The following is a 20,752-nucleotide window of genomic DNA, read 5'->3' as shown; positions in this document are numbered from 1 at the left end:
GCGAAAAACCGCGATGTCCCGGTGGGAATTCACGCCGCTCCGGGGTAAAAGGGCGGCAGTCGGAACGGGCGGGCCTGGGTCTGCCACATCATGCTTGAACAGCTGGGGGTATCCTGATGGATCTCGATCAACTCAACGAAATCGCCTGCGCCATGGTGGCCCCGGGCAAGGGTCTTCTGGCGGCGGACGAGTCGACCGGCACAATCGGCAAGCGTTTTGCCTCGATCGGCCTCGACAATACGCCGGACAATCGCCGCGACTGGCGCGAGATGCTTTTCCGTACTGAGCCGGCCATGAGCCAGCACATCTCCGGCGTCATCCTCTATGATGAAACCATCCGCCAGAGCGCCAAGGACGGCACCGCGCTGACCAAGCTGATCACCGATGCCGGCTCGATCCCAGGTATCAAGGTCGATATGGGCGCCAAGCCGCTCGCAGGCGCCGAGGGCGAGACCATCACCGAAGGTCTCGACGGCCTGCGCGACCGCCTCGCCGATTACCATGAGCTCGGTGCCCGCTTCGCCAAATGGCGCGCCGTGATCAATATCGGCGGCAATGGCGATGAGAGCGTGCCGAGCCAGTATTGCATCAACACCAATATGCATGCCCTGGCGCGCTACGCAGCGCTGTGCCAGGAAGCCAATATCGTCCCGATCGTCGAGCCGGAAGTCATCATGGATGGCGATCATACGATCGAGCGCTGCTATGAAGTCACCGAATTCGCGCTCAAGACACTCTATCGTGAATTGTTCGATCAGGGCGTTGTGCTGGAAGGCACGATCCTGAAGCCGAACATGGTCATCTCCGGCACCAGGAATGATGATCGCGCCAGCCGTGAGGAAGTCGCCGACATGACGGTGCAGTGCCTGGCCAATTGCGTGCCGGCCGCTGTGCCGGGCATCGCCTTCCTGTCGGGTGGCCAGTCGGATGAGGAAGCCACCGAGCACCTCACCATCATGAACGAAGCCTATGACCTGCCCTGGCCGATGACCTTCTCCTATGGTCGTGCCCTGCAGGCCGCGCCGCTCAAGGCCTGGGCCGGCAAGGCCGAGAACTACGCCGCCGCGCAGGCCGCCTTCAACCACCGCGCCCGCATGAACGGTCTCGCCTCGCTGGGCGAGTACAAGCCGGAAATGGAAAAAGAAACGGCGTAAGTCGGATCTGGCAAGGCAGAAGAAAAAAGGCCCCGGATCGCCGAACGCGATCCGGGGCCTGTTCTTTGCGGGCGGGGCGCGGGCTGTCTGGCGAGACCGGCCCCATCGCTCCCGTCGCGGAAGGCTAGAATTCCGACAAGGTCAGCCTGACCGGAACCAGTGCTGCTCGGGCGCGATCAGTCTGGGGCCCGACCCAGATGTCGTATTGGCCAGCCGGCGCGGAGTCCAAGCTGACAAAGTCCGTGTTTTCCAGCTCGTCATTGCAGACGAAGTCACCGGCCGGCGTCCGGACCAGGAGCGTCAGATCCTCGTGTGCCTCGGCGTGGATCGCCAGGCCGGAGCCTTGTCCCTGATACTCCAGATGCAGGGTCGGCAACTCGCTGGCCGAACCACCGCACCGGTTGTCCCAGGCGGGCGGGCGCACGGCGCCGTTGGCATAACCGCTCACATGGAACTCGGATGGCTGGAAGCCGGGCGCAAGGGTGAGACGGGCGCTGGTCGGCAGGTATTGCGATGCCGGCGCGCTTTCCTCGATGCTGAGAATGGACAGCTCAACCGGCTCGGCATCGCCATTGCCCCAAAAGGACGAGACGCGCCCCACCCAGATGATGTAGTCACCTTCCGGCGCCGGCGTGAGGCTGAGAATTGGATTCAGACCGCCCATCGCATCATCATTGCACCACCATTCGCCTGCGGGTGTCCGGATGACAAGCGAGGTGTCGGCGTTCGAGATTGCGATGATGCGCAGGGTATCGCCGCCAGCCCCATACTGCAGACGCAGGCCTGGCGCGTCGGCGATCTCGCCCGCGCAATCGCGGCCCAGACTGTCGGCATCAATGTCTCCGCCCGCCGCAATCGATGTGTCAAAACGCTGCGAACCCAGTGACGGATCGAGCGTGATGGTTCCGGAGACCGGATCGAGCGAAGCCGTTTGTCCATGAGCGTGGCCAGCCATTGCGAGCAACGCCACCAGGCTCAGCGTGGAGGCGAGTATTGTCTTTGATGACATGAGATTTCCCCTAGGCAGGTCGATGGTCGCAAGATCAGGCTTGGCTGCCACACGCCCGGCAGCTTGTCCGGGAAGGCTAGCACTGCGGACGCTTCGGGTCTAACGGTTCTGTTTTATAATTCTCTGATTTTAAAAAGAGAAAATGCACGCCACCCGGTGGCGGCCTGCGCGGCAACAAAAGTCCCGCCTCCGGCGGGGCGGAATCGCGCTCACCGATGAGCCGGGCTTCGGGTCACAAAAAACCCCCGGCCGTCTGGCCGGGGGTTTTCTCATTCCGGTTATCCGGCTGGCTTAGCCGCCGAGCTCGGAAATGTGGAGCGTCGAGTTGGCAAGGTCGGAATTGGTGCCATAGGTGCCGATCCAGATGTCGTATTGGCCGGACATCGGGCTGCCCCAGGCCAGGGACGGGTTCAGGCCGTGCGTGTCGTCATTGCAATACCAGGAGCCATCCGGTGCGTTGACCACCAGCGTGGTGTCGGAGTTGGAGTAGGCGCTGATATAGAGCGGCAGCGAACCGGCATTGAAGTTCAGGCGGAAGTCCGGTGCGTTGGCGATCATGCCGGCGCAGGACGAGGACAGGTTCGACGCCTGGATGGTGCCGCCAGCGGTGATCGAGGTGGTGTACGGGTCCGGCTGGAAGCCGGAGTTCAGGCTCACCGAGCCGAAGGTCGGCGGCAGCGACCAGTCCTGGGCAGCGGCGACGCCGGCGAAGGATGCAGCGGCGATACCGGCGGCGAGAATGGCTTTGAATGACATGGAAATCCCCTGTTTGAAGACACGCAGACGACAGGCCTGCCCGTGCTGAGCGCCACATTTGTATAAACTGGATGAAAGGAAGATGAATGACCCGATTGGGTGATGTTCCTGATGATTTTCCGCCGCCCCATTGTCCTCGCCGGGCGGGCCTGCCAAAAGACGCCGCATGAGCCAGCTTTACCTGATCACCCCGCCGCGCATTGACGCACAATTTGTCTCGACACTGGAAACGGCGCTGGATGCCGGACCTGTTTCGGCCCTGCAAATCCGGCTCAAGGCACATGACGAGGCGGATATCCGCCGTCTTGCCCCGGCGCTCATCAGGGCAGCCCAGTCGCGCGGCGTGGCGGCCATCCTCAATGACAGTCCCCAACTCGCCGATGCCCTGGCCTGTGACGGGGTCCATATCGGCCAGTCTGATGGCCGGGTGAAGGATGCGCGCGCCATCATGGGCAAGGACCGGACGGTCGGCGTGACCTGCCATGCCAGTCGCCATCTCGCCATGGTCGCCGGGGAGGCCGGGGCCGACTATGTCGCCTTTGGCGCATTCTACCCGTCCCAGACCAAGGCCACCGAGCATGTTGCGATGCCGGACCTGCTGACCTGGTGGGTCGAGCTGTTTGAGCTGCCTTGCGTCGCGATCGGCGGGATCACCGCCGACAATGCGCCGCCGCTGGTTGCGGCGGGCGCCGATTTCATCGCGGCCTCGTCCGGTGTCTGGGCGCATCCCGACGGACCGGCTGCCGCCGTCCGGGCGTTTGCCGCGGTGACCGGCGAGGCCTGAAGCCTGGCCGGGCTGATTACATTTCACCCAGCTTGCGCAGCGCAGCCTTGACCACGCCGCAATCGGCGCGTTCTAGAAGGGGCATGAACATACCGTCCCGTCTTTCCCGCTTCTCCCTGCTCGCCGCCTGCGGCAGCCTCTGCCTCGCCGGATCGGCTCTCGCCGTCCAGGACTTGCCGGCTGCCGGCCCCATGCCGGAGAGTGCCGGAGACAGTCCGGCCTTTCCGCGTGAACTCATCCTGCTGCCGGAAGATGTCCAGAGCGCCGCGGTCGAGGGGCTGGAAGCCGGGACGGCGGAGGTTCCGACCGGACTGAGCGGCGCTGATGCGGCCTGGTATCGCGCCCAGATTGCCTATCTGGGCGAGGACTGGTCCTCGGCCCGCAACTATGCGGCAACGGCAGCAGCGGGCGGCAATATCGATGCGGCACTCCTGTCCGGGATCATGGCGCGCAATGGCGAGGGCGGGCCGGTCGATCTGGCGACCGCCGCGCGTTGGTTCAACCGGGCGGCCGACCGGGACGACCCGGTCGCCCTCTACAATCTCGGCCTGCTCGCCGCCTTGGGCGATACGGCACTGGAGCTGGGTCAGCCGGAGCCCTGGTTTGAACGCGCCGCGCGGGCCGGGCATATCCCGGCCATGGTGGCGCATGCGATCACCTTGCGAAACTCGCCCGTCCCCCAGGACGCCATCGCCGCCCGTGAATGGGCCGGTCGCGCGGCCCAGCAGGGCTCGGCCGAAGGCATGTACCAGCTTGCCCAATTGCTTGATGCCGGGCTGGGCGGTCCGCGTGACGCTGAAGGAGCCCGGGTCTGGTATGAACGGGCGGCCGAAGAAAATCTGGCCGAGGCCGCCTTCCAGGTTGGCATGATGTGGGCTGACGGTGAGGGCGGCGAGCAGGATGACGCAACGGCGCTCGGCTGGATGCGGATTTCTGCCGAGAGCAATTACGCGCCGGCCCAGGGCCAGTATGGGTTGATGCTGTATCAGGGCCGCGGCGCCGAGGCCGATCCCGAGATGGCGGCATACTGGTTTTCCCGCGGTGCCCGCGGCGGCGATGCCGAAAGCCGGTTCCTCTATGCCTTTGCGCTGGCCCGCGGCGAAGGCGTGCCGCAGGACCTTGAACTGGCCTATCGCTGGGTGCTTCTGGCGGCCAATGATCATCTGGGCGCGCCGGTCCATGATCGCGACCGCGACCGCCTTGAAGCCGGTCTCGCGGGCGCCCTGTCACCGGAAGTCCGTCAGCGTATTCGCGCCGAATACGACGAGCTGCGCTGACGGCCCGGTGCCGCGCGGCTTGCCGTTCCGCATGCCCGCTGATAGGAGAGCGCCACTTTGCGGCGCGCGCGCGCCCGCGCGACAGATGGGCCGCACAGCAGCGGCGACAGGTGAGTCATGAAAATCAACGGTAACGAAATCCGCCCCGGCAATGTCCTCATGCACCAGGAAACCCTGTGGGTTGCCGTGAAGACGGACCACGTCAAGCCGGGAAAGGGCGGCGCCTTCGCCCAGGTCGAGCTGAAAAACCTGCTCGATGGTCGCAAGCTGAACGAGCGTTTCCGCGCCGCCGACAAGGTCGAGCGCGTCCGTCTCGAGCAGAAGGATCACACTTTCCTGTTCGCGAGCGATGACATGCTCACCTTCATGGACGCCGAGACCTATGAGCAGATCGAGCTGCAGACCGATTTCGTCGGTGAGGAGCGCGCCGCCTATCTGACCGATGGCATGAATGTCGTTGTTGAATTCCATGAAGAGCGTCCGATCGGCATTTCCTTGCCGCAGCATGTCACCCTGGAAGTCGCGGATACCGAGCCGGTGGTGAAGGGCCAGACGGCCGCCAATTCCTACAAGCCGGCCATCCTGTCCAACGGTGTCCGCTCCTCAGTGCCGCCCTTTGTCGGCGTCGGCGAGCGCATCATCGTTGCGACCGAGGACGGCTCCTACGTGAAGCGGGCGGACTGATCCCATGGGTACGCTGTCTCCGCTCCTCACCGTCATGACCGATGTCGCCGCGCGCGCCGGCCGCTCGCTCAATCGCGACTTTCGCGACATCGAGCACCTGCAGGTTTCGCGCAAGGGTCCGGCGGATTTCGTCTCCGTCGCGGACCACAAGGCCGAGGACATCATCTATGACCGGCTGAGCCAGGCCCGTCCGGGCTATGGCTTCCTGATGGAAGAGCGCGGCATTGTCGAAGGCAGCGACCGCTCGCACCGCTGGATCGTCGATCCGCTCGACGGCACGCTGAACTTCCTGCACGGCATGCCGCATTTCGCTGTTTCCATCGCGCTCGAGCGCGAGGGCGAGCTGGTGGCCGGCGTGGTCTACAATCCCGCCACCGACGAAATGTTCCATGCCGAGAAAGGCCGCGGCGCCTGGCTTGCCGATCGCCGCCTGCGCGTCGCCGAACGCAAGCATTTCGACGAGGCCGTGATCTCCACCGGCACGCCCTATATCGGCAAGCCGGGTCAGGCCCGCTTCTTGAAGGAATTGCACCAGATCATGCCGCATTGCGCCGGCATCCGCCGCATGGGCTCCGCCGCGCTCGACCTCGCCTGGGTCGCCGCCGGCCGCTATGACGGCTTCTGGGAACGCGGCCTGAAGTCCTGGGACATCGCCGCCGGCATTATCCTGGTCAGGGAAGCGGGCGGTTTCATCGCCGAAATCGACCACGCCGAAAATGTCCTGGAAACCGGCAATATCGCTGCCGGCAACGAGCCGATCCTGGCCGAGGTTGTCGAGCGCCTGAAAAAGGCCGCAGCCTAGCTAATTCGGGTCCAATTCGGGGACAGTTACAATTAACGCCTGGCGTTAACTGTACCTGTCCCCTGTTTGTTACGCCGCGAGACGTTCGATTGCATCGCCGGCCGCGGCAAGCTTTTCGTCGGCGCCCTGGCCGAGCTGGTCAGCGGCGATGATCTGGACATCATGGATGCCGATAAAGCCGAGCACGTGCTTCAAGTAGGTGGTCGCGAAATCGATCTCGCTGCCGGCCTTGGTGCCACCGGAGGCGGCGACAATGATGGCGCGCTTGCCCGTCAGCAAGCCGACCGGACCGTTTTCAGTGTATTTGAAGGTTACCCGGGCCCGGGCGATGAGGTCGATCCAGGCCTTGAGCGCGGCGGGTACGCCGAAATTGTAGACCGGCGTGGCGATGACCAGCGTGTCGGCGGCCTGCAGTTCGGCGATCAGTTCATCGGAGCGGGCCAGCACGGCCTTCTGGGCGTCGCTTCGGGCGTCCGCATCTGTGAAATTGGCGCCAATCCAGGCCTCGTCGATGAAGGCCGGCGGATTGTCGGCCAGATCGCGGCGGGTCACGCCCGTCGCGCTGTCTGCCGTCGTGAGGCGCTCGATCAGTGTATCGGCGAGCTGGCGCGTCACCGAGCCGTTGCGACGCATGCTGGCATCAATGCGAAGGATGTGGCGGGGGGGCGTATTGGGCATGGGAAACTCCGTTGGCGAGCGGGGGGCTCAGCGCCCTGAAAGCAATGGCGGGAAAATGGCTATGCCGCGGCTCGGGAAAAACCATGGATCTGGCGGTTCATTGTTTCCGATCCGGATATAAACTGCGCGGGCCGGTCCGCCGCGCCCGGCTTTCCGGCGATTAGTTCGCACCTGCCCTTTGACCTCGCCACCAAATTGTCCCAATGCGGGGGGTAGGAAAGACGGCGGCTATTACGAGGGGTCAGCATGCCCGTTCTCAATTCCGATCAGGATATGTCCGGGGCGCCCAGCGTCCGGTTCACCGGGCCGTGGCGCTACATCATCTGGATGGCGCTGTTTACGGCGGTGGTGGCGGCACTTGGCATCTTCCTGATCGAACCACTGGAAGAAGCCTTCCGGGCCAATCCGGCGATCAATGGTCTCATTCTGGGCGTGCTGGTGATCGGCCTGCTCTACACCTTTGCCCAGGCGCTGGGGATCGGCCCGGCCGCGCGCTGGCTGATCCGCTTCCGCTCGGCCGAAGATCCGGCCAGCCTGCCGAGCCCGCCGGCCCTGATCGCGCCGATGGCGTCGATGATCTCGCAGGCCGATGGCCGTGTCTCGCTGTCGGCCGGTTCGGTGCGCACGGTGCTCGACTCGGTCGGGGCACGGATGTCGGAAGCGGGCGCCTTCACGCGCTATTTCGGCCGCCTTTTGATCTTCCTCGGCCTGCTTGGCACTTTCTGGGGTCTGCTGTCGGTGGTCTCGGATGTCGGTGAAGCCGTGCGTGCCGTCACGGAAAGCTCGACCGGCGGTGAGGCGGATGTGTTGCGGCTTATGTCGGCCATCGAGGATCCGATCCAGGGCATGGGCACGGCCTTCGCCTCCTCGCTCTTCGGTCTCGCCGGCTCGCTGGTCATCGGTTTCCTCGACCTGCAGGCCAGCCGCGCCCAGAACCGTTTCTACAACGAGATCGAGGAATGGCTGTCGTCAATCTCGCGGCTCGCCGCCGCGGGGCCGTCGGTCGGCGATGATGGCGAGGTCTCGACCGCCTATGTCGGTGCCCTGCTGCAGCAGACCGCCGAGACGCTCGATCGCCTGTCGCATACGCTCGAGCGCAATGCCCGCCAGATGGACACCACGCTGCAGCGTTTTGCCGAGGACAGCCGGGCCAGCCAGGAAGAATCGATGCGCGCCCTGCGTGACGAGATCCGGGTGCTGATCCGGGCCCTGCAATCGCGGGAGCGGGGAGGGGAATAGGCCATGGCCTTGCCGCGTTTCGCGCGTTTCCAGGAAGCCGACAATGGCGATCACTGGCCGGGCTTTGTCGATGCCCTGGCCACGCTGCTGCTGGTCATTGTCTTTCTTCTGTCGATCTTTGTGGCCGGCCAGTTCGCCCTGTCGCGCGCCCTGACCGGGCGGGACGAGCAGCTCGCGGCGCTCAATGCCCAGCTCGCCCAGCTGGCCGACGAGCTCGCGCTGACCCAGGCGGAAAACACCGAGCTTGAACTGCGGGTCTCCGGTCTGGAGACCGAACGCGATGCCCTGACCGACGCGCTCGCCATGGCCAGCACCCAGACCGCCGCCCTGCAGGACGAGCTGGATGCCGAGCGCGAGCTCTCCGAGGAGAGCCGCCGCGCCCTGATGATGCTCAACCTGCAGATCCAGGCCCTGCGCGACCAGATCGCGACGCTCAATGCCGCCCTAGATGCGGCCGAGCAGCGCGCCGAGGAGGCCGAGGCCCAGGTCATCAATCTCGGCGAACGCCTCAATGCCGCGCTTGCAGAGCGCGCCGCCGAGCTGGCGGTCTACCGCTCCGATTTCTTCGGACGCCTGCGCGCCATCCTCGGAAACCGTACCGGCGTGCGCATTGTCGGCGATCGTTTCGTTTTCGAAACGGACGTGCTTTTCCCGTCCGGGTCGGCCGCCCTGTCAAACGAGGGCCGTGAAAGCCTGCGTCCGATCGCGGACGCGATCATCCAGCTGACCGATGAAATTCCGGATGATCTGGAATGGGTGATCCGCATTGACGGCCATACCGATCCGGTCCCGATCCGCACCACCTATCCGTCCAACTGGCACCTCTCCGCCGCCCGCGCCATCTCGGTGGTGAACTGGATGGAACAATTGGGTGTTCCCTCCGACCGCCTGGTCGCAGCCGGGTTCGGTGAGCATTATCCGATCGTGGAAGGCCTCAGCGCGGAGGCGAACCAGCGCAATCGGCGGATCGAGCTGAAGCTGACGTCGCGGTAGGGGGAGAGGCGAGCAGGTCCTTCCCGTAACGCCTATCACCCACTCCGTCTCGCCCTGTCTGGCGATCCACCTCGCCCATCAAGGGCGGGGACCTGTGGCAGCCAGCATCGTGACCTGAATGCTGCGTCCAACCGCGCCTTGCGCGGAGCGATCCTTAAAACCCAAGCCTGCCAGCGGGCTGTATCTGGTTCTTGAGGTCAAGGGCGGCGCAGCCGCCGCTTCGCGGTTTCACCCTTGAGCCCAAGAACCGGATAAGGCTTTCTCTCGGCAAGGGATGTATGGCCAAGAGTGCGTCGGCGCGCAGATATTCAAGAGCTCGACCAGCGGCGCCCTCTCAATACCCCTGAAACAGAAAATCCATCGCCGCCGTGATCGTGTCGCGGTGTTCGGCTTCGATATTGGTGACGGGCGTTCCGAGCAGGTGTGTCGGGACCATGGCGATGTCGGTGGTCACCAGCACGAAGTCCTGCCCCTCAATGCCGAGAACGGGCATCAGCCGGTCGATGGTCTCTTGCCGTCCGCCTTCTAGCGGGACCAAGGGGATGCCGACCCGGCTCTCCAGGTCGCTGAGCAGGCTGGACTGGACATCGACCAGCCAGGACGCTGGACGGCCGGTGGGACGATAGACGTCGAAGCGGGCCATCTATTTTTCGTCCGGCTGGGCCCACCACGGCATGCCAAGGAGCGGCCCCTCCCGCGCAATCCGCGCATTGTGCGCCTTGATGCCTTCGCGGTTCTCTTCCAGCCAGCGGCGGCCCTTTTCTTCCCGGATGGCGGCTTCGATACCAGCCTCTGCAGCGCGGGAGGTGTTGAGACCGAGCGCCTTGGCTTCGGCCATCACATCTTCGCGGACAGTGAGATTGGTGCGCTTGCGGCGCTCGGATGCGGGATAGCGTTGTTCGGACATGGCTGACTCCAGTGTGTGTATGATTATACATACGTCCGGCCAGACCCCAAATCACAAGCGGTGACCCGCTCCGCCAGACTCCACGCCCCGCTTGCCTTGGCGGGCATCTTCCGCTATCAGCCCCGCTCCTGAGTTTACATGAGCTGCGTGCGGGGCAACGTAATCCCGTTGCGCGGCAGACAAGAGAAAGCCGGACCGATGAAAAAGGAAACTCATCCCGACTATCACCTCATCAATGTGGTGATGACTGACGGGACCACCTTCCAGACCAAATCCACCTGGGGCAAGGAAGGCGATACGATCAATCTCGACATCGATCCGACGTCGCACCCGGCCTGGACCGGCGGCAACCAGCATATGCTGGACCGTGGCGGCCGCGTGTCGCGCTTCAAGGACAAGTTCAAGGGCTTCGCGTAAGCCTTTCGACGTCCCTTGCGACAGAAAAAGGCCCGCTCCTTCCGGGAGCGGGCCTTTTTCTGTCTGGCGATTTGTGTTGTGCCGATCAGCGCTGGCCGAAAGCGCCGCGCAACATCGCCATCTGGTCGGCGACCGGATTGGCTTCGGCCTCGATCACACCGTCAACATAAAGATTGTCGTCGATCCGCTTGAGGCGGGCATAGAGCGAGCGCGAGCGGCGCACGAGCTCACCGAGCACGACTGGCGGCGTCTCGCCTTCCGGCCAAAGTTTCTCGCTCGGACGATCGGCGGACAGGCGGTATTTTCCGTCGGTCGCGGCCTCGGCGGACATCTCGCCTTCGGCAACCGCGCGCTGTGCCAGCAGCCAGGAGGCCGCCTGCATCAAACGGGTGGTCAGCTTCATGCTTTCTGTGGCGTAGGACAGGGCCCCGGCGCGGTCGAGTGATTTGGAATCGTCACGACCCGGCCCGTCGAGATAGCTCGCGGTCTCCTCGACCAGGTCCATGCCCTCGCGGAAAAGTTTCTGGAACATCTCCGAGGCGGCAAAGTCCTGAGCCCGGGCGGCGGGGGCGCCACCGGCAGGAAAAAGGGTTGGTGTGTGACTATCGGTCATTACGCGTCCATTCGTGCGTCGATCACGGATTACGAGCGAATCGTAGCAAGGCTCGGGCCAGTGTGCCCAAAGAGTTTGATCAAAGCTTAAACACGGCGTCGGCTGCGCTCAGCCCGGCCTTCTTTTTTTCAGTGATCGCGTCGATGCGGCGGATTTCGTCCTCAAGCAGCGCGCGCCGCTCGGCCAGGTCGTCCAGGGACAGGGCGCTCAGATCCTCGCCGGGGATAATGCCCTGGCGCGCGCGCTGACTTGCGATGCTGTCCTCGTCATGAAACATGGATCGGCCTCCACATGCTGGGTTTGGGAGGCAAAGCATAGCGCGAAGGAACGCAAAGTCCCATGACCGAGGCCGCGAAAACTGAAAACCGTATCGTCATGGCGCGCGAGCCTGGCGGGCCCGATGTGCTTGAAATCGTGACCCGGCCCGTGCCGGTTCCGGGCCCGGGCGAGGTGCTGATCCGCAATGTCGCCTGCGGTGTGAACCGACCCGACCAGATCGAGCGTCTTGGCTTTTATCCCGCTCCGCCCGGGGCACCGGAAGGGCTGGGCCTGGAGGTGGCCGGTCATGTCGCGGTGCTGGGCGAGGGGGTCAGCGGTCTGGCGGTGGGTGACGCGGTCTGTGCACTGGTGGCGGGTGGGGGTTATGCCGACTATTCAATCGCGCCGGCCGGCTCGGTCCTGCCGGTCCCCCCGGGGGTCAGCGTGGCGGACGCGGCCGGCCTGCCGGAAACCGTCTTCACGGTCTGGACCAATGTGTTCGAGATCGGCGCCTTGTCGCGGGATGAAACATTCCTGGTCCATGGCGGGACAAGCGGGATCGGCTCGACGGCGATCCAGATGGCCAGGGCCGCGGGCGCGCGGGTGATTGCCACCGCCGGGACACCGGACAAGGTCGCCCAATGCAAGGCGCTGGGTGCCGATATCGCGATCAATTATCGCGAGGAAGATTTCGAGGCCGTGGTCACAGCGGCCGGCGGGGCCGATGTCATCCTCGACATGGTCGGCGGCAGCTATGTCCAGAAGAATATCAATTGCGCCAATATGGGCGCGCGGATTGTCTCGATCGCCTTCCTCGCCGGCAGCCGGGTCGAGCTCGACCTGATGCGGGTCATGCTCAAGCGGATCACGCTGACCGGCTCGACCCTGCGGGCGCGACCGCTGGCGGAGAAGGCGCGACTGGCCGCCGCGGTAAAGGAAAATGTCTGGCCGTGGATCGCGGCCGGAAAGCTGGCCCCGCTTGTCGACAGCCGGTTCGCGCTGGACGATGTACGGTCCGCACACGAACGGCTCGATTCCGGCGCCCATGCGGGAAAGATACTGCTGGATTGCTGATTTGTGCAGGCTGCCCGGCTTTGCAGCCCGCGCGGTCTGCGCTATAAATGCACCAAATCGCTGGATGGTGCAGACCTGCCGCCAGCGTCGGAAGCCCAAGCCCGGCCGCCGCGTCGGGCTTTTTTTGTTTTTGTGCTATCAATCCCATGCCTTGGAGCTGAGATCATGACCGAGATCCTGATGCCGAAAGCGACGGCCGTCTGGCTCGTCGACAATACCTCGCTGACCTTCGACCAGATCGCCGATTTCTGCGGCCTGCATCCGCTCGAAGTAAAAGGCATTGCCGATGGCGATGTCGCCGTCGGCGTGCGCGGCGCTGACCCGATTACCAACGGACAGCTGACGCGCGAGGAAATCGAGAAGGCGGAGAAGAGCGACAAGTACCGCATGACGGTGGTGAAGCCGAAATACTCCGAGCTGCACCAGCCGGCCAAGCGCCGCGGTCCGCGCTACACGCCGTTGTCGCGTCGCCAGAATCGTCCGGATGCCATCGCCTGGCTGGTCCGAAACCACCCGGAACTGGCCGATGCCCAGATCTCCAAGCTGATCGGCACGACCAAGACCACGATCCAGGCGGTGCGCGAGCGCAGCCACTGGAACTCGTCCAACATCAAGCCGACCGATCCGGTCTCGCTGGGGCTTTGCACCCAGATCGACCTCGACGAGCAGGTGAAGAAGGCCTCGGCCCGCCGCCGCAAGCTCGAGGAAGAGAACCCGGAACTGCTGACCGATACCCTCAAGGCCCAGGAAGACCTGCACCAGGCCGAGGAAAAGCCGGTCCAGGAAGCCGAGATCGATCTCGAAACCTTGTTTGGCGGCCCCAAGGCCGAATAGACCCGGGTCCGAACAGGACGGCCGGCCTTTCAGCCACAAAAAAAGGCCCGGATCCATTTGGATCCGGGCCTGCTTTTTTTTAAGCCATAGAGGCGGCAGGCGTCAGCCTTTGGGCACGGTGTAATTCATCGCCAGGCGGCCGCCATCGGCATAGATGGTGGTGCCGGTGATGTAGCTGGCATCGCGCGAGGCCAGGAAGGATGCAACCGAGGCAATCTCGTCAGGATCGCCGATCCGCTGCAGCGGGGTGCGCGACATGATCTTGTCCATCGCTTCGGGATTGTCATTCACCGCCCTGAGCACATCGGTATTGATGCTGCCCGGCCCGATGGCATTGACGCGGATGCCATATCTGGCCAGCGCCAGCGCCATCGACTTTGTCATCTGGTTGATCGCGCCCTTGGTCGTGCAATAGGCAAGCTGGTCGGGGATCGCCATCACACCGTTGACCGAGGACATGTTGATGATGGCATAGCGGCGGCGGACATCTTCCGCCCGTTCGCCATCCTCCTCGATCTGGTCGACCATCTGGCGAGCCGCTTCGCGCGCGACCAGGAAGGCGCCGCGCAGATTGACGCCCATCACCTTGTCGAAATCGGCTTCCGAAAGGCTCAGTATATCGCCACCGGCGACGATGCCGGCATTGTTTACCAGCACGTCGAGGCGCTCGAAGGTCGAACGGGTCTCGGACAGGAGATTGTTGACCGCCAGCCGGTCGGCGACATTGCACGATACGAACAGGGCCTTGCCCTTGTCGGCGCCCAGCTCCTCGGCAAGAGCGTGGCCGGCATGGCTGTCGATGTCGGCGATGACGACCTGGCAGCCGTCTTCGGCAAGGCGCCGGGCACAGGCCTTGCCGATACCGTTGGCGCCCCCGGTGATGATTGCGACGCGGTCACCCATTTTCAGTCCTCATTGCCGGCGCGCAGCTGCGCGAACGCGAAGCGCTGACCTTGCACACGCAGGCGGCGCTGGCAATCCATGCCGGCCGCGGCAGGGCCGGGTCCGTCGGTGTCAGGGATTGTTCGTGCGTTCGTAGTCATGCAGGATTTCCGGATCGTCAGGGTTCAGCCGCCAGGCGCGGCGGAACAGCGATCGGGCTTCATCCAGGCGACCAACGGCTTCCAGCGCCGTGGCGTAAGAGTGGACGATCGCCCCGGTGTCCGGCTCCGCGGCAACAGCCTGTTCGCACAGGGGCAGGGCGGTCTCGGCCCGGTCGTCCTTGATCAGGGTCCAGCACAACATGTTCAGCGTCGAGCCGTCCTCGGGCGCCAGCTCGACAGCCCGGCGGGCATCCTCGACAGCGGCCCGCGTCAGGCCGACATCGAGCAGGGCACCGGCGCGGTTGATCCAGGCGCCGATCCAGTCCGGCTCGAGGCGCACCACGTTGTCAAAGGCAACCACGGCGTCGGCATCACGGTCGAGTGCCTGGTAGACCACGCCGAGCGTGATCTGCGTCAGCGTGTCATTGGGCGCAGCCGCCGCGGCCGTCTGGAGGTCTTCCAGCGCCCGTTCGGGCTGGCCGAGTTCGGACCGGGCAATGCCGCGATTGCGATAGAGCGTCGGCTCGATCACGCGTGCGCCGCGGGTCTCGACAATCGCAAAGGCGAAATTATAGGCCTCAAGGGCCTCCTGGAATTCCCGTTCGGCCAGCAGCGCCGCCCCCAGAGCGGCATAGGCGGCGATTTCCTGGCTCATGTCGAGGTCGGCATGGTCCAGACAGTCCCGGAAAAGGCGGATGGCCTCGTCATTCTCGCCGCGGTCCATCGCGGCCTGGCCGGCTGCACACTCCGAAGCGTCTGGATCCGGCTGGGCGAACGCCGTCGCCGTCCAGTTTGACAGAACGAGCAGGCCGGAAGCCACAAGCAGGGCGGAAAGGCGCATCGGAAACTCCAAATCGGTGGTCGGGCAGTGTAGCGCGCAAAAAGGGCGGCCCGAAAGCCGCCCCGTTGATAATTGCGCTGCTGTAATCAGCTAGCCTGTGAGTGTCTCGTGCGCCGATAGTCGCAAGCTTTCTATCTGTTCCTTGATTCGAAGCTTCTGCTTTTTGAGGCGCGCCAGTTCCAGGGAATCCGCCGACGGGTGCTTCTTGACCTCGTCGATTTGTGTATCCAGACGCGTGTGTTTGGCGTCGAGCTCACGGATGCGGGCTTCGATGGGCATGGAGACGTCTCCCTCTTGTGAAGTGGAACACTCGATTGAAGCAGGTTCCCGCACTATGTCTATTCACGAAACGTTTCGGGGTTAGAAAATGGTGAAGCCGGATCGGATGATTGTGGGCGTCTCTGGCGCCTCCGGGATCATCTATGGCATACGGGCGATGGAGGCGCTGAAGGCGCTGGGTATCGAGACCCATCTGGTCGCCTCGAAAGCGGCAGAGATGACGCTTGGCTATGAAACGGATATTTCGATCAAGGAGTTCCGGGCCAAGGCCGATCATGTCTACAAGATGCCCGATGTCGGCGCGCCGATCGCGTCGGGCTCGTTTGCGACCCGCGGCATGCTGATCGCGCCCTGCTCGGTCAAGACCATGTCGGAGATTGCCACAGGCGTGACATCCAGCCTCCTGACACGGGCCGCCGATGTCGTTCTCAAGGAGCGTCGCCGGCTTGTCCTGATGGTACGCGAGACGCCTTTCCACCTCGGCCACCTGCGCACGATGGAGGCATTGACCGAAATGGGCGCCGTGATCTGCCCGCCCCTGCCGGCCTTCTATGCCAAGCCGAAATCCATTGACGACCTGGTTGACCAGTCGGTTGGCCGGGCACTCGACCTGTTCGGGCTGGACTGGGACGGCACCCGGCGCTGGGGCGAGGACCTGGAAGGCGGCCGTCGCTAGTCGGGGCGGCTATTCGCATCTGCAGCGTGATCGGCGATTTATTTGGCCGACGAATGCCAGTATCCTATTCGCTTCGCCACGTTGGCTTGGGCGAAAGCGCCGATCGCGGCGCCGGACCGAAGCTTGGGACCGAAGCTTGGGACCGAAGCTCCGGAACTGTATTCCGGACCAGGCAGATCTGTACAAGATCAGAAAGAGACGGCTGAGGAATGGATGGAGAATCCCTGGACCAGCAGGCCCTGACCGAACGGATCGAGAGCCTGCGGGAGCAGCATGAATCCCTCAATCACGAGGTCGATGCGCTGACCGTCAACGGCGTGGTCGACCAGCTCAAATACGCCCGCCTGAAAAAGGAAAAGCTGCGGATCAAGGACATGATCTCGCAGCTCGAAGACCAGCTCACGCCGGATATTATCGCCTGAAGGCGCGTACAGGCCCGTCAGGCCTGTTTGCGCTCATCCCCTGATTTTTGCGCCTGCTTGCAGGCATACATGGCGGCGTCGGCGCTCGCCATGACGTCCTCGGCACGCTTGCCGGCCTGCAGCGGTTGGCAGCCCCAGGCGGTGCTCACCATCAGCTTGCGGCCCGCATAGTCGAACGGTGTCGTGGAGACCCGGTCGGCCAGTTCGCGCGCCTTGTTTTCCGCTCCGTCAGCCCCGGTCAGGGTCAGGACCACGGCAAACTCATCACCGCCGAGACGGCCAACCGCGTCGGTTTCGCGGACATGGGCCGTGAGAAGATTGGCGATATGGTGCAAGGCGGCATCGCCGGCGGCATGACCATACTGGTCGTTGATCGCCTTGAAGCCGTTGAGATCAAAATAGACAAGGGCGGACGGTGCATTGTGGCGCTCGGCCAGGGCGAGCGCCCGGCTGACTTCGCGCAGGAAGGCGCGGCGGTTCAGCACTGGCAGCATGACGTCGTGATCTGCCAGCGATTCCAGTTCCCGGACGCGACCGCGCAGACGCTCGGTCTCCTTGCGCAGCTGGTCGACCTCGCCCATCAGCGACAGAAGCGCGCGCTGGACATTCGGAGTCAGTTCAGCTTCCGGCACGCCCATGATCGAAGCGGCATCCGACGGTACGGCACTCGCTTGTTCGCTGCCACCGCCGCGGCGGGCAGTCTCGGTCTTGCTGGGGCGGGAAACATTCCCGGTTGGGCCGGTCGGTCCGATGCGCATGGCACGATCCAGTTCGATTCTCTTCATCCTCAGGCTCGCCAAGTGTGGTTAAGAAACGGTCAAGCGGACGCGCTTTGACTTTGTCTTGCCGGATGTTCTTGACGTTCACGCGCGTGAAGCTATGGTCGCGCGCTTCCTTTTCACGCGCAGGAAGCGTCATGAGCGAAGTTTCGCCGTCCTCATCCGACCTCTCCAGATATCCCGTCGACGTTGCCATCATCATGGGCTCGCGCTCGGATTGGCCAACAATGAAGAAAGCCGCCAACATTCTGGCGGAGCTGGGGATCAGCCATGAGACGCAGGTCGTGTCAGCGCATCGCACGCCGGACCGGTTGGTGGCGTTTTCCAAGTCGGCACGCGGCCGCGGCATCAAGGTCGTGATCGCCGGCGCCGGCGGTGCGGCGCACCTGCCGGGCATGGTCGCCTCGATGACCAGCCTTCCCGTGCTGGGCGTGCCCGTGAAGTCCAAGACGCTCAATGGTCAGGACAGCTTGCTCTCCATCGTCCAGATGCCTGGCGGTGTACCGGTCGGCACCCTGGCGATCGGTGATGCCGGTGCTAAGAATGCCGGCCTGCTGGCCGCCTCCATCCTGTCGCTGATGGATGCCGGCATTGCCGAACGGCTCGACGCTTGGCGCCAGGCCCAGACCGACAGCGTCCCGGTGACGGTCGAGGACTGATTGCCATGAGCGATGGGCCACTGGTTCCGGGCAGTGTGATCGGCATTCTGGGCGGCGGCCAGCTGGGCCGCATGCTGGCCAGCGCCGGCGCCGCGCTGGGCTTTGACGTCCACATCTATGACCCCGAACCCGATTGCCCGGCCAGCCGCGTCGCTGCGCGCAGCTATTGCGCGCCGTGGGATGATGCCGGTGCTGTGGCCAATTTCGCCAGCCGCTGCGACGCCATCACCTATGAGTTCGAGAATGTGCCGGTGGAAACCGTGGCGATTGCGGCCGCCGCTTCGGCGCTGCGTCCCGGCGCCAGATCGCTCGAACTGACCCAGGACCGTTTCATCGAGAAGCATTTCATCAATCAGCAGGGCGTGAGAACCGTCCCCTTCGCCCAGGTCGACGATATCGACAGCCTGGAGGCCGCGATCGAGGATATCGGCCTGCCGGCCGTCCTGAAGACACGGCGCTTCGGTTATGACGGCAAGGGGCAGGCCTGGATCCGTGACGCCGAGGACGCGCGCGCGGCCTGGGAAACGATCGGCTGTCAGCCGGCCATTCTTGAGGGCGCTGCGGCCTTCATTCGCGAACTCTCTGTCGTCGCGGCCCGTTCGGTCAGCGGCGAGGTTATGGCCTTCCCCCTGTCCGAGAATGTCCATGGCGATGGCATCCTCAAGACCGCGACCGCGCCGGCTCCGGGTATCGACAGCGCGACCCAGGGCCGGGCCCTGGCGATTGCCCGTGCCCTCGGTGACGGGCTGGGTCATGTCGGGGTTTTTGCGGTCGAGCTGTTTGATCTCGGCGCGGGCGAGCTGATCGTCAACGAGATCGCGCCGCGGGTTCACAATACCGGACACTGGACGATGGATGGCTGCGGCTGTGACCAGTTCGAACAGCACATGCGTGCCGTTGCCGGCTGGCCGCTCGCTGACCCCGCTGCCCATTCGGCCTGTGTGATGACCAATCTGATCGGCCATGATGCCGACGCCTGGGCCGAACTGGCGGCCGATCCGCGGGCGCGTCTGCACCTCTATGGCAAGCGCGAGACCCGTGCAGGCCGCAAGATGGGGCATGTCAACCGGCTCTCGCCGCTCTGAGCCTGCTTCCAATGGCCGCCCGACCGCTTATGTTAGGGGCATGATCCGAACGCCTCCCGATCCGCGCGCCTACATTGATGACCGCGGCCCGTTCGACCTGATTGGCGATATTCACGGTTGTTTCAACGAGCTGGCGGCTCTGCTCGAACGCTTGGGCTATGACCGGCGTGATGTGCATGACTGGCACCATCCGGAAGGCCGCCGCCCGGTCTTCCTGGGTGATCTTGTCGATCGCGGCCCCGACAGTCCCGGCGTGCTGCGAACGGTGAAGGCGACCGTCACCGCCGGGCGCGGCTATTGCGTGGTCGGCAATCATGACGACAAGTTCCGGCGCTGGCTGGCCGGTCGCGATGTGAAAATTTCGCACGGCATCCGCGAGACCATCGATCAGATGCAGGCCGAGCCCGACCCCTTCCATCGCGAACTCGGCCATTTCATCGACACCCTGCCGCACCATCTCATCCTGGATGAGGGCCGGCTGATCGTTGCCCATGCCGGGGTCCAGGCCGACATGCATGGCGAGGACTCGTCACGGGTGCGGGCCTTTGCCATGTATGGCGAGGTCACTGGCGAGCGCGACATGCACGGCCTGCCGATCCGGCGCGACTGGGCCCGCAATTACGCGGGCGATCCGACCGTCGTGCACGGCCATGTCGCCGAGCCTGAGATTCGCGAACGCAACAATGTCATCTGTATCGACACAGGCTGCGTGTTTGGCGGCCATCTGACCGCGATGCGCTGGCCCGAGCGCGATTATGTCCAGGTGCCCGCCCGTGAGGCCTGGTTCCACTCGCCCCGCTGGGCGGTGGACGACGAGCGCGACTAGGCGGTCTGCGTGCGCGGCTTGCGGCCGAGTTGGTCGGCATAATCGTGATTGACGTCGCGATGACCAGCCTCGTCGGCCCGCACGGCATCCACAACATCGCGCAGGCGGGCATCGGCCGGCAGTTTCCAGTAATCGATGGCGATCTGCGGCGCCGGCACATTCTCGTGCTTGCCCGCATCAATGCCGTCGAGATACTGGCTGTAGCTGATCACCGCCTCTTCCTCGAAATAGCCGACGACACGGTGCGCCGTGCGCGGCGCGAAGAGGTAAAGGAAGAAATAGCAATTATAGAAAATCGCCTGGACGATCATGATCACGATCCGCTCGAACAGGGTCGGCTTGGCGATCTCGATGAAGGTCATCAGGTGCATGCGCTCGTTTTCCGCCTCATCCAGCAGGGTGCGGATCCAGCCCTCGTCATCGCGGATGCGTCGCAGCGCCTTGAGATGCTGCAGGAGGCCTCCGACCATGCCGGGCACGGCGGCAACGGTTTCCAGCACCACGGCGCGGTGGCCATAGCGTTTGGCGAAAAACGTGTCGGCGAAGAAGCGCAGGAATTTAACGAAACCCAGGGCGATATGGTCGCCCAGCCCGTCAGGCTTCCTGTGCTGGTCGAGAATGATGTGGTCCGTCGTCGTCATGTCGGTCTCCCGTTTGGGACGG

Annotated in this window: 27 protein-coding genes; 15 read left to right on the top strand and 12 right to left on the bottom strand. The window is 64.2% G+C overall.

Translation table 11 applies throughout. The features are described from left to right. Positions 1–116 precede the first annotated feature (116 nt). The gene (locus QZZ02_RS01175; protein ID WP_291841717.1) at positions 117–1,154 is read left to right on the top strand and encodes a class I fructose-bisphosphate aldolase; all 1,038 of its coding nucleotides are present in this window, start codon (positions 117–119) and stop codon (positions 1,152–1,154) included. Between the two features lie 124 nt (positions 1,155–1,278). Here the strand turns inward: QZZ02_RS01175 and QZZ02_RS01170 are convergent, their stop codons facing one another. After that, entirely contained in the window at positions 1,279–2,163 is an 885-nt protein-coding gene (locus QZZ02_RS01170; protein WP_291841716.1) for a hypothetical protein, read from the bottom strand. Between the two features lie 291 nt (positions 2,164–2,454). Continuing rightward, complete coding sequence (locus QZZ02_RS01165) at positions 2,455–2,919, bottom strand: peptidase S1 (RefSeq protein ID WP_291841715.1); 465 nt, start codon at positions 2,917–2,919, stop codon at positions 2,455–2,457. Positions 2,920–3,085: 166 nt separating this feature from the next. Between QZZ02_RS01165 and thiE the strand changes: the two genes are divergently transcribed. The 4 genes from thiE to QZZ02_RS01145 all read left to right on the top strand — a co-directional run bounded on the left by thiE (position 3,086) and on the right by QZZ02_RS01145 (position 6,466). Then, positions 3,086–3,703 (top strand): thiamine phosphate synthase, encoded by a 618-nt coding sequence (gene thiE, locus QZZ02_RS01160; RefSeq protein ID WP_291841714.1) that lies wholly within the window; start codon positions 3,086–3,088, stop codon positions 3,701–3,703. Positions 3,704–3,786: 83 nt separating this feature from the next. After that, on the top strand, positions 3,787–4,980 hold the full coding sequence (locus tag QZZ02_RS01155) for a tetratricopeptide repeat protein (RefSeq protein WP_291841713.1): 1,194 nt from the start codon (positions 3,787–3,789) through the stop codon (positions 4,978–4,980). A gap of 117 nt (positions 4,981–5,097) precedes the next feature. Beyond that, positions 5,098–5,664, top strand: a complete 567-nt coding sequence (gene efp, locus QZZ02_RS01150) for an elongation factor P (RefSeq protein WP_291841712.1) — start codon at positions 5,098–5,100, stop codon at positions 5,662–5,664. Positions 5,665–5,668: 4 nt separating this feature from the next. Continuing rightward, a complete protein-coding gene (locus tag QZZ02_RS01145) occupies positions 5,669–6,466 on the top strand; it encodes an inositol monophosphatase family protein (RefSeq protein WP_291841711.1) in 798 nt (265 codons plus the stop codon). A gap of 69 nt (positions 6,467–6,535) precedes the next feature. Here QZZ02_RS01145 and QZZ02_RS01140 read toward each other — a convergent pair whose 3' ends face one another. Next, positions 6,536–7,144 (bottom strand): NAD(P)H-dependent oxidoreductase, encoded by a 609-nt coding sequence (locus QZZ02_RS01140; RefSeq protein ID WP_291841710.1) that lies wholly within the window; start codon positions 7,142–7,144, stop codon positions 6,536–6,538. A gap of 246 nt (positions 7,145–7,390) precedes the next feature. Here QZZ02_RS01140 and QZZ02_RS01135 point away from each other — a divergent pair, with 246 nt between their 5' ends. Both QZZ02_RS01135 and QZZ02_RS01130 read left to right on the top strand, forming a co-directional pair. After that, positions 7,391–8,383, top strand: a complete 993-nt coding sequence (locus tag QZZ02_RS01135; RefSeq protein WP_291841709.1) for a hypothetical protein — start codon at positions 7,391–7,393, stop codon at positions 8,381–8,383. 3 nt (positions 8,384–8,386) lie between these two features. Next, entirely contained in the window at positions 8,387–9,376 is a 990-nt protein-coding gene (locus QZZ02_RS01130) for a peptidoglycan-binding protein (protein ID WP_291841708.1), read from the top strand. Between the two features lie 334 nt (positions 9,377–9,710). Here QZZ02_RS01130 and QZZ02_RS01125 read toward each other — a convergent pair whose 3' ends face one another. Together QZZ02_RS01125 and QZZ02_RS01120 are read right to left on the bottom strand one after the other, a co-directional pair. Beyond that, complete coding sequence (locus QZZ02_RS01125; RefSeq protein WP_291841707.1) at positions 9,711–10,019, bottom strand: CcdB family protein; 309 nt, start codon at positions 10,017–10,019, stop codon at positions 9,711–9,713. After that, on the bottom strand, positions 10,020–10,283 hold the full coding sequence (locus QZZ02_RS01120) for a type II toxin-antitoxin system CcdA family antitoxin (RefSeq protein ID WP_291841706.1): 264 nt from the start codon (positions 10,281–10,283) through the stop codon (positions 10,020–10,022). It lies immediately after the preceding gene. A gap of 198 nt (positions 10,284–10,481) precedes the next feature. Between QZZ02_RS01120 and rpmE the strand changes: the two genes are divergently transcribed. Beyond that, positions 10,482–10,700 (top strand): 50S ribosomal protein L31, encoded by a 219-nt coding sequence (gene rpmE, locus QZZ02_RS01115; protein ID WP_291841705.1) that lies wholly within the window; start codon positions 10,482–10,484, stop codon positions 10,698–10,700. Positions 10,701–10,785: 85 nt separating this feature from the next. Here rpmE and QZZ02_RS01110 read toward each other — a convergent pair whose 3' ends face one another. Both QZZ02_RS01110 and QZZ02_RS01105 read right to left on the bottom strand, forming a co-directional pair. Then, a complete protein-coding gene (locus QZZ02_RS01110; protein ID WP_291841704.1) occupies positions 10,786–11,313 on the bottom strand; it encodes a DUF1465 family protein in 528 nt (175 codons plus the stop codon). A gap of 79 nt (positions 11,314–11,392) precedes the next feature. After that, positions 11,393–11,590, bottom strand: a complete 198-nt coding sequence (locus tag QZZ02_RS01105) for a DUF1192 domain-containing protein (protein ID WP_291841703.1) — start codon at positions 11,588–11,590, stop codon at positions 11,393–11,395. A 62-nt stretch (positions 11,591–11,652) separates the two neighbouring features. Between QZZ02_RS01105 and QZZ02_RS01100 the strand changes: the two genes are divergently transcribed. Next, positions 11,653–12,645 carry an NAD(P)H-quinone oxidoreductase gene (locus tag QZZ02_RS01100; RefSeq protein WP_291841702.1) on the top strand — a complete coding sequence of 331 codons (993 nt, stop codon included), beginning with the start codon at positions 11,653–11,655 and terminating at the stop codon, positions 12,643–12,645. A 165-nt stretch (positions 12,646–12,810) separates the two neighbouring features. Further along, positions 12,811–13,479 carry a cell cycle transcriptional regulator TrcR gene (locus QZZ02_RS01095; protein WP_291841701.1) on the top strand — a complete coding sequence of 223 codons (669 nt, stop codon included), beginning with the start codon at positions 12,811–12,813 and terminating at the stop codon, positions 13,477–13,479. Between the two features lie 102 nt (positions 13,480–13,581). Here the strand turns inward: QZZ02_RS01095 and QZZ02_RS01090 are convergent, their stop codons facing one another. The 3 genes from QZZ02_RS01090 to QZZ02_RS01080 all read right to left on the bottom strand — a co-directional run bounded on the left by QZZ02_RS01090 (position 13,582) and on the right by QZZ02_RS01080 (position 15,642). Beyond that, entirely contained in the window at positions 13,582–14,382 is an 801-nt protein-coding gene (locus tag QZZ02_RS01090; RefSeq protein WP_291841700.1) for a glucose 1-dehydrogenase, read from the bottom strand. 111 nt (positions 14,383–14,493) lie between these two features. Next, complete coding sequence (locus QZZ02_RS01085; protein ID WP_291841699.1) at positions 14,494–15,363, bottom strand: tetratricopeptide repeat protein; 870 nt, start codon at positions 15,361–15,363, stop codon at positions 14,494–14,496. A 90-nt stretch (positions 15,364–15,453) separates the two neighbouring features. Further along, on the bottom strand, positions 15,454–15,642 hold the full coding sequence (locus QZZ02_RS01080; RefSeq protein ID WP_291841697.1) for a DUF465 domain-containing protein: 189 nt from the start codon (positions 15,640–15,642) through the stop codon (positions 15,454–15,456). Positions 15,643–15,730: 88 nt separating this feature from the next. Between QZZ02_RS01080 and QZZ02_RS01075 the strand changes: the two genes are divergently transcribed. Continuing rightward, the gene (locus tag QZZ02_RS01075; RefSeq protein WP_291841696.1) at positions 15,731–16,318 is read left to right on the top strand and encodes a UbiX family flavin prenyltransferase; all 588 of its coding nucleotides are present in this window, start codon (positions 15,731–15,733) and stop codon (positions 16,316–16,318) included. Between the two features lie 209 nt (positions 16,319–16,527). Continuing rightward, positions 16,528–16,740: a DUF465 domain-containing protein gene (locus QZZ02_RS01070; RefSeq protein WP_291841695.1), complete on the top strand. Its 213-nt coding sequence runs from the start codon at positions 16,528–16,530 to the stop codon at positions 16,738–16,740. A gap of 17 nt (positions 16,741–16,757) precedes the next feature. Here the strand turns inward: QZZ02_RS01070 and QZZ02_RS01065 are convergent, their stop codons facing one another. Further along, a complete protein-coding gene (locus QZZ02_RS01065; RefSeq protein WP_291841694.1) occupies positions 16,758–17,525 on the bottom strand; it encodes a GGDEF domain-containing protein in 768 nt (255 codons plus the stop codon). Between the two features lie 131 nt (positions 17,526–17,656). On the opposite strand from QZZ02_RS01065, the gene purE reads away from it, so the two are divergent. From purE to QZZ02_RS01050, 3 genes are read left to right on the top strand one after another with little or no spacing between them, the layout of a single operon-like run. Beyond that, complete coding sequence (purE, locus tag QZZ02_RS01060) at positions 17,657–18,178, top strand: 5-(carboxyamino)imidazole ribonucleotide mutase (protein ID WP_291841693.1); 522 nt, start codon at positions 17,657–17,659, stop codon at positions 18,176–18,178. A gap of 5 nt (positions 18,179–18,183) precedes the next feature. Beyond that, positions 18,184–19,263, top strand: coding sequence for a 5-(carboxyamino)imidazole ribonucleotide synthase (locus tag QZZ02_RS01055; protein ID WP_291841692.1), 1,080 nt, complete (start codon positions 18,184–18,186; stop codon positions 19,261–19,263). Between the two features lie 40 nt (positions 19,264–19,303). Next, on the top strand, positions 19,304–20,089 hold the full coding sequence (locus QZZ02_RS01050; protein ID WP_291841691.1) for a metallophosphoesterase: 786 nt from the start codon (positions 19,304–19,306) through the stop codon (positions 20,087–20,089). Here QZZ02_RS01050 and QZZ02_RS01045 read toward each other — a convergent pair. Beyond that, on the bottom strand, positions 20,086–20,730 hold the full coding sequence (locus tag QZZ02_RS01045) for an alternative oxidase (protein ID WP_291841688.1): 645 nt from the start codon (positions 20,728–20,730) through the stop codon (positions 20,086–20,088). The two genes, QZZ02_RS01050 and QZZ02_RS01045, sit on opposite strands and share 4 nt — an antisense overlap. Positions 20,731–20,752 lie beyond the last annotated feature (22 nt).

Origin of the sequence: Maricaulis sp. (genome assembly GCF_015665295.1) — a bacterium.
Classification (GTDB): Bacteria; Pseudomonadota; Alphaproteobacteria; order Caulobacterales; family Maricaulaceae; genus Maricaulis.
This window is presented reverse-complemented; position numbering and strand designations above follow the sequence as displayed.

What these genes read in the sequence shown, in the direction of transcription:
- QZZ02_RS01080 (WP_291841697.1), bottom strand. Translation starts at nt 15,642, where the DNA reads ATGCCCATCGAAGCCCGCATCCGTGAGCTCGACGCCAAACACACGCGT.
- QZZ02_RS01110 (WP_291841704.1), bottom strand. Translation starts at nt 11,313, where the DNA reads ATGACCGATAGTCACACACCAACCCTTTTTCCTGCCGGTGGCGCCCCC.
- purE (WP_291841693.1), top strand. Translation starts at nt 17,657, where the DNA reads ATGAGCGAAGTTTCGCCGTCCTCATCCGACCTCTCCAGATATCCCGTC.
- QZZ02_RS01170 (WP_291841716.1), bottom strand. Translation starts at nt 2,163, where the DNA reads ATGTCATCAAAGACAATACTCGCCTCCACGCTGAGCCTGGTGGCGTTG.
- QZZ02_RS01100 (WP_291841702.1), top strand. Translation starts at nt 11,653, where the DNA reads ATGACCGAGGCCGCGAAAACTGAAAACCGTATCGTCATGGCGCGCGAG.
- QZZ02_RS01125 (WP_291841707.1), bottom strand. Translation starts at nt 10,019, where the DNA reads ATGGCCCGCTTCGACGTCTATCGTCCCACCGGCCGTCCAGCGTCCTGG.
- QZZ02_RS01145 (WP_291841711.1), top strand. Translation starts at nt 5,669, where the DNA reads ATGGGTACGCTGTCTCCGCTCCTCACCGTCATGACCGATGTCGCCGCG.
- QZZ02_RS01090 (WP_291841700.1), bottom strand. Translation starts at nt 14,382, where the DNA reads ATGGGTGACCGCGTCGCAATCATCACCGGGGGCGCCAACGGTATCGGC.
- efp (WP_291841712.1), top strand. Translation starts at nt 5,098, where the DNA reads ATGAAAATCAACGGTAACGAAATCCGCCCCGGCAATGTCCTCATGCAC.
- rpmE (WP_291841705.1), top strand. Translation starts at nt 10,482, where the DNA reads ATGAAAAAGGAAACTCATCCCGACTATCACCTCATCAATGTGGTGATG.
- QZZ02_RS01130 (WP_291841708.1), top strand. Translation starts at nt 8,387, where the DNA reads ATGGCCTTGCCGCGTTTCGCGCGTTTCCAGGAAGCCGACAATGGCGAT.
- QZZ02_RS01175 (WP_291841717.1), top strand. Translation starts at nt 117, where the DNA reads ATGGATCTCGATCAACTCAACGAAATCGCCTGCGCCATGGTGGCCCCG.
- QZZ02_RS01140 (WP_291841710.1), bottom strand. Translation starts at nt 7,144, where the DNA reads ATGCCCAATACGCCCCCCCGCCACATCCTTCGCATTGATGCCAGCATG.
- QZZ02_RS01120 (WP_291841706.1), bottom strand. Translation starts at nt 10,283, where the DNA reads ATGTCCGAACAACGCTATCCCGCATCCGAGCGCCGCAAGCGCACCAAT.
- QZZ02_RS01055 (WP_291841692.1), top strand. Translation starts at nt 18,184, where the DNA reads ATGAGCGATGGGCCACTGGTTCCGGGCAGTGTGATCGGCATTCTGGGC.
- QZZ02_RS01105 (WP_291841703.1), bottom strand. Translation starts at nt 11,590, where the DNA reads ATGTTTCATGACGAGGACAGCATCGCAAGTCAGCGCGCGCGCCAGGGC.
- QZZ02_RS01155 (WP_291841713.1), top strand. Translation starts at nt 3,787, where the DNA reads ATGAACATACCGTCCCGTCTTTCCCGCTTCTCCCTGCTCGCCGCCTGC.
- QZZ02_RS01045 (WP_291841688.1), bottom strand. Translation starts at nt 20,730, where the DNA reads ATGACGACGACGGACCACATCATTCTCGACCAGCACAGGAAGCCTGAC.
- thiE (WP_291841714.1), top strand. Translation starts at nt 3,086, where the DNA reads ATGAGCCAGCTTTACCTGATCACCCCGCCGCGCATTGACGCACAATTT.
- QZZ02_RS01135 (WP_291841709.1), top strand. Translation starts at nt 7,391, where the DNA reads ATGCCCGTTCTCAATTCCGATCAGGATATGTCCGGGGCGCCCAGCGTC.
- QZZ02_RS01085 (WP_291841699.1), bottom strand. Translation starts at nt 15,363, where the DNA reads ATGCGCCTTTCCGCCCTGCTTGTGGCTTCCGGCCTGCTCGTTCTGTCA.
- QZZ02_RS01075 (WP_291841696.1), top strand. Translation starts at nt 15,731, where the DNA reads ATGGTGAAGCCGGATCGGATGATTGTGGGCGTCTCTGGCGCCTCCGGG.
- QZZ02_RS01050 (WP_291841691.1), top strand. Translation starts at nt 19,304, where the DNA reads ATGATCCGAACGCCTCCCGATCCGCGCGCCTACATTGATGACCGCGGC.
- QZZ02_RS01070 (WP_291841695.1), top strand. Translation starts at nt 16,528, where the DNA reads ATGGATGGAGAATCCCTGGACCAGCAGGCCCTGACCGAACGGATCGAG.
- QZZ02_RS01165 (WP_291841715.1), bottom strand. Translation starts at nt 2,919, where the DNA reads ATGTCATTCAAAGCCATTCTCGCCGCCGGTATCGCCGCTGCATCCTTC.
- QZZ02_RS01095 (WP_291841701.1), top strand. Translation starts at nt 12,811, where the DNA reads ATGACCGAGATCCTGATGCCGAAAGCGACGGCCGTCTGGCTCGTCGAC.
- QZZ02_RS01065 (WP_291841694.1), bottom strand. Translation starts at nt 17,525, where the DNA reads ATGAAGAGAATCGAACTGGATCGTGCCATGCGCATCGGACCGACCGGC.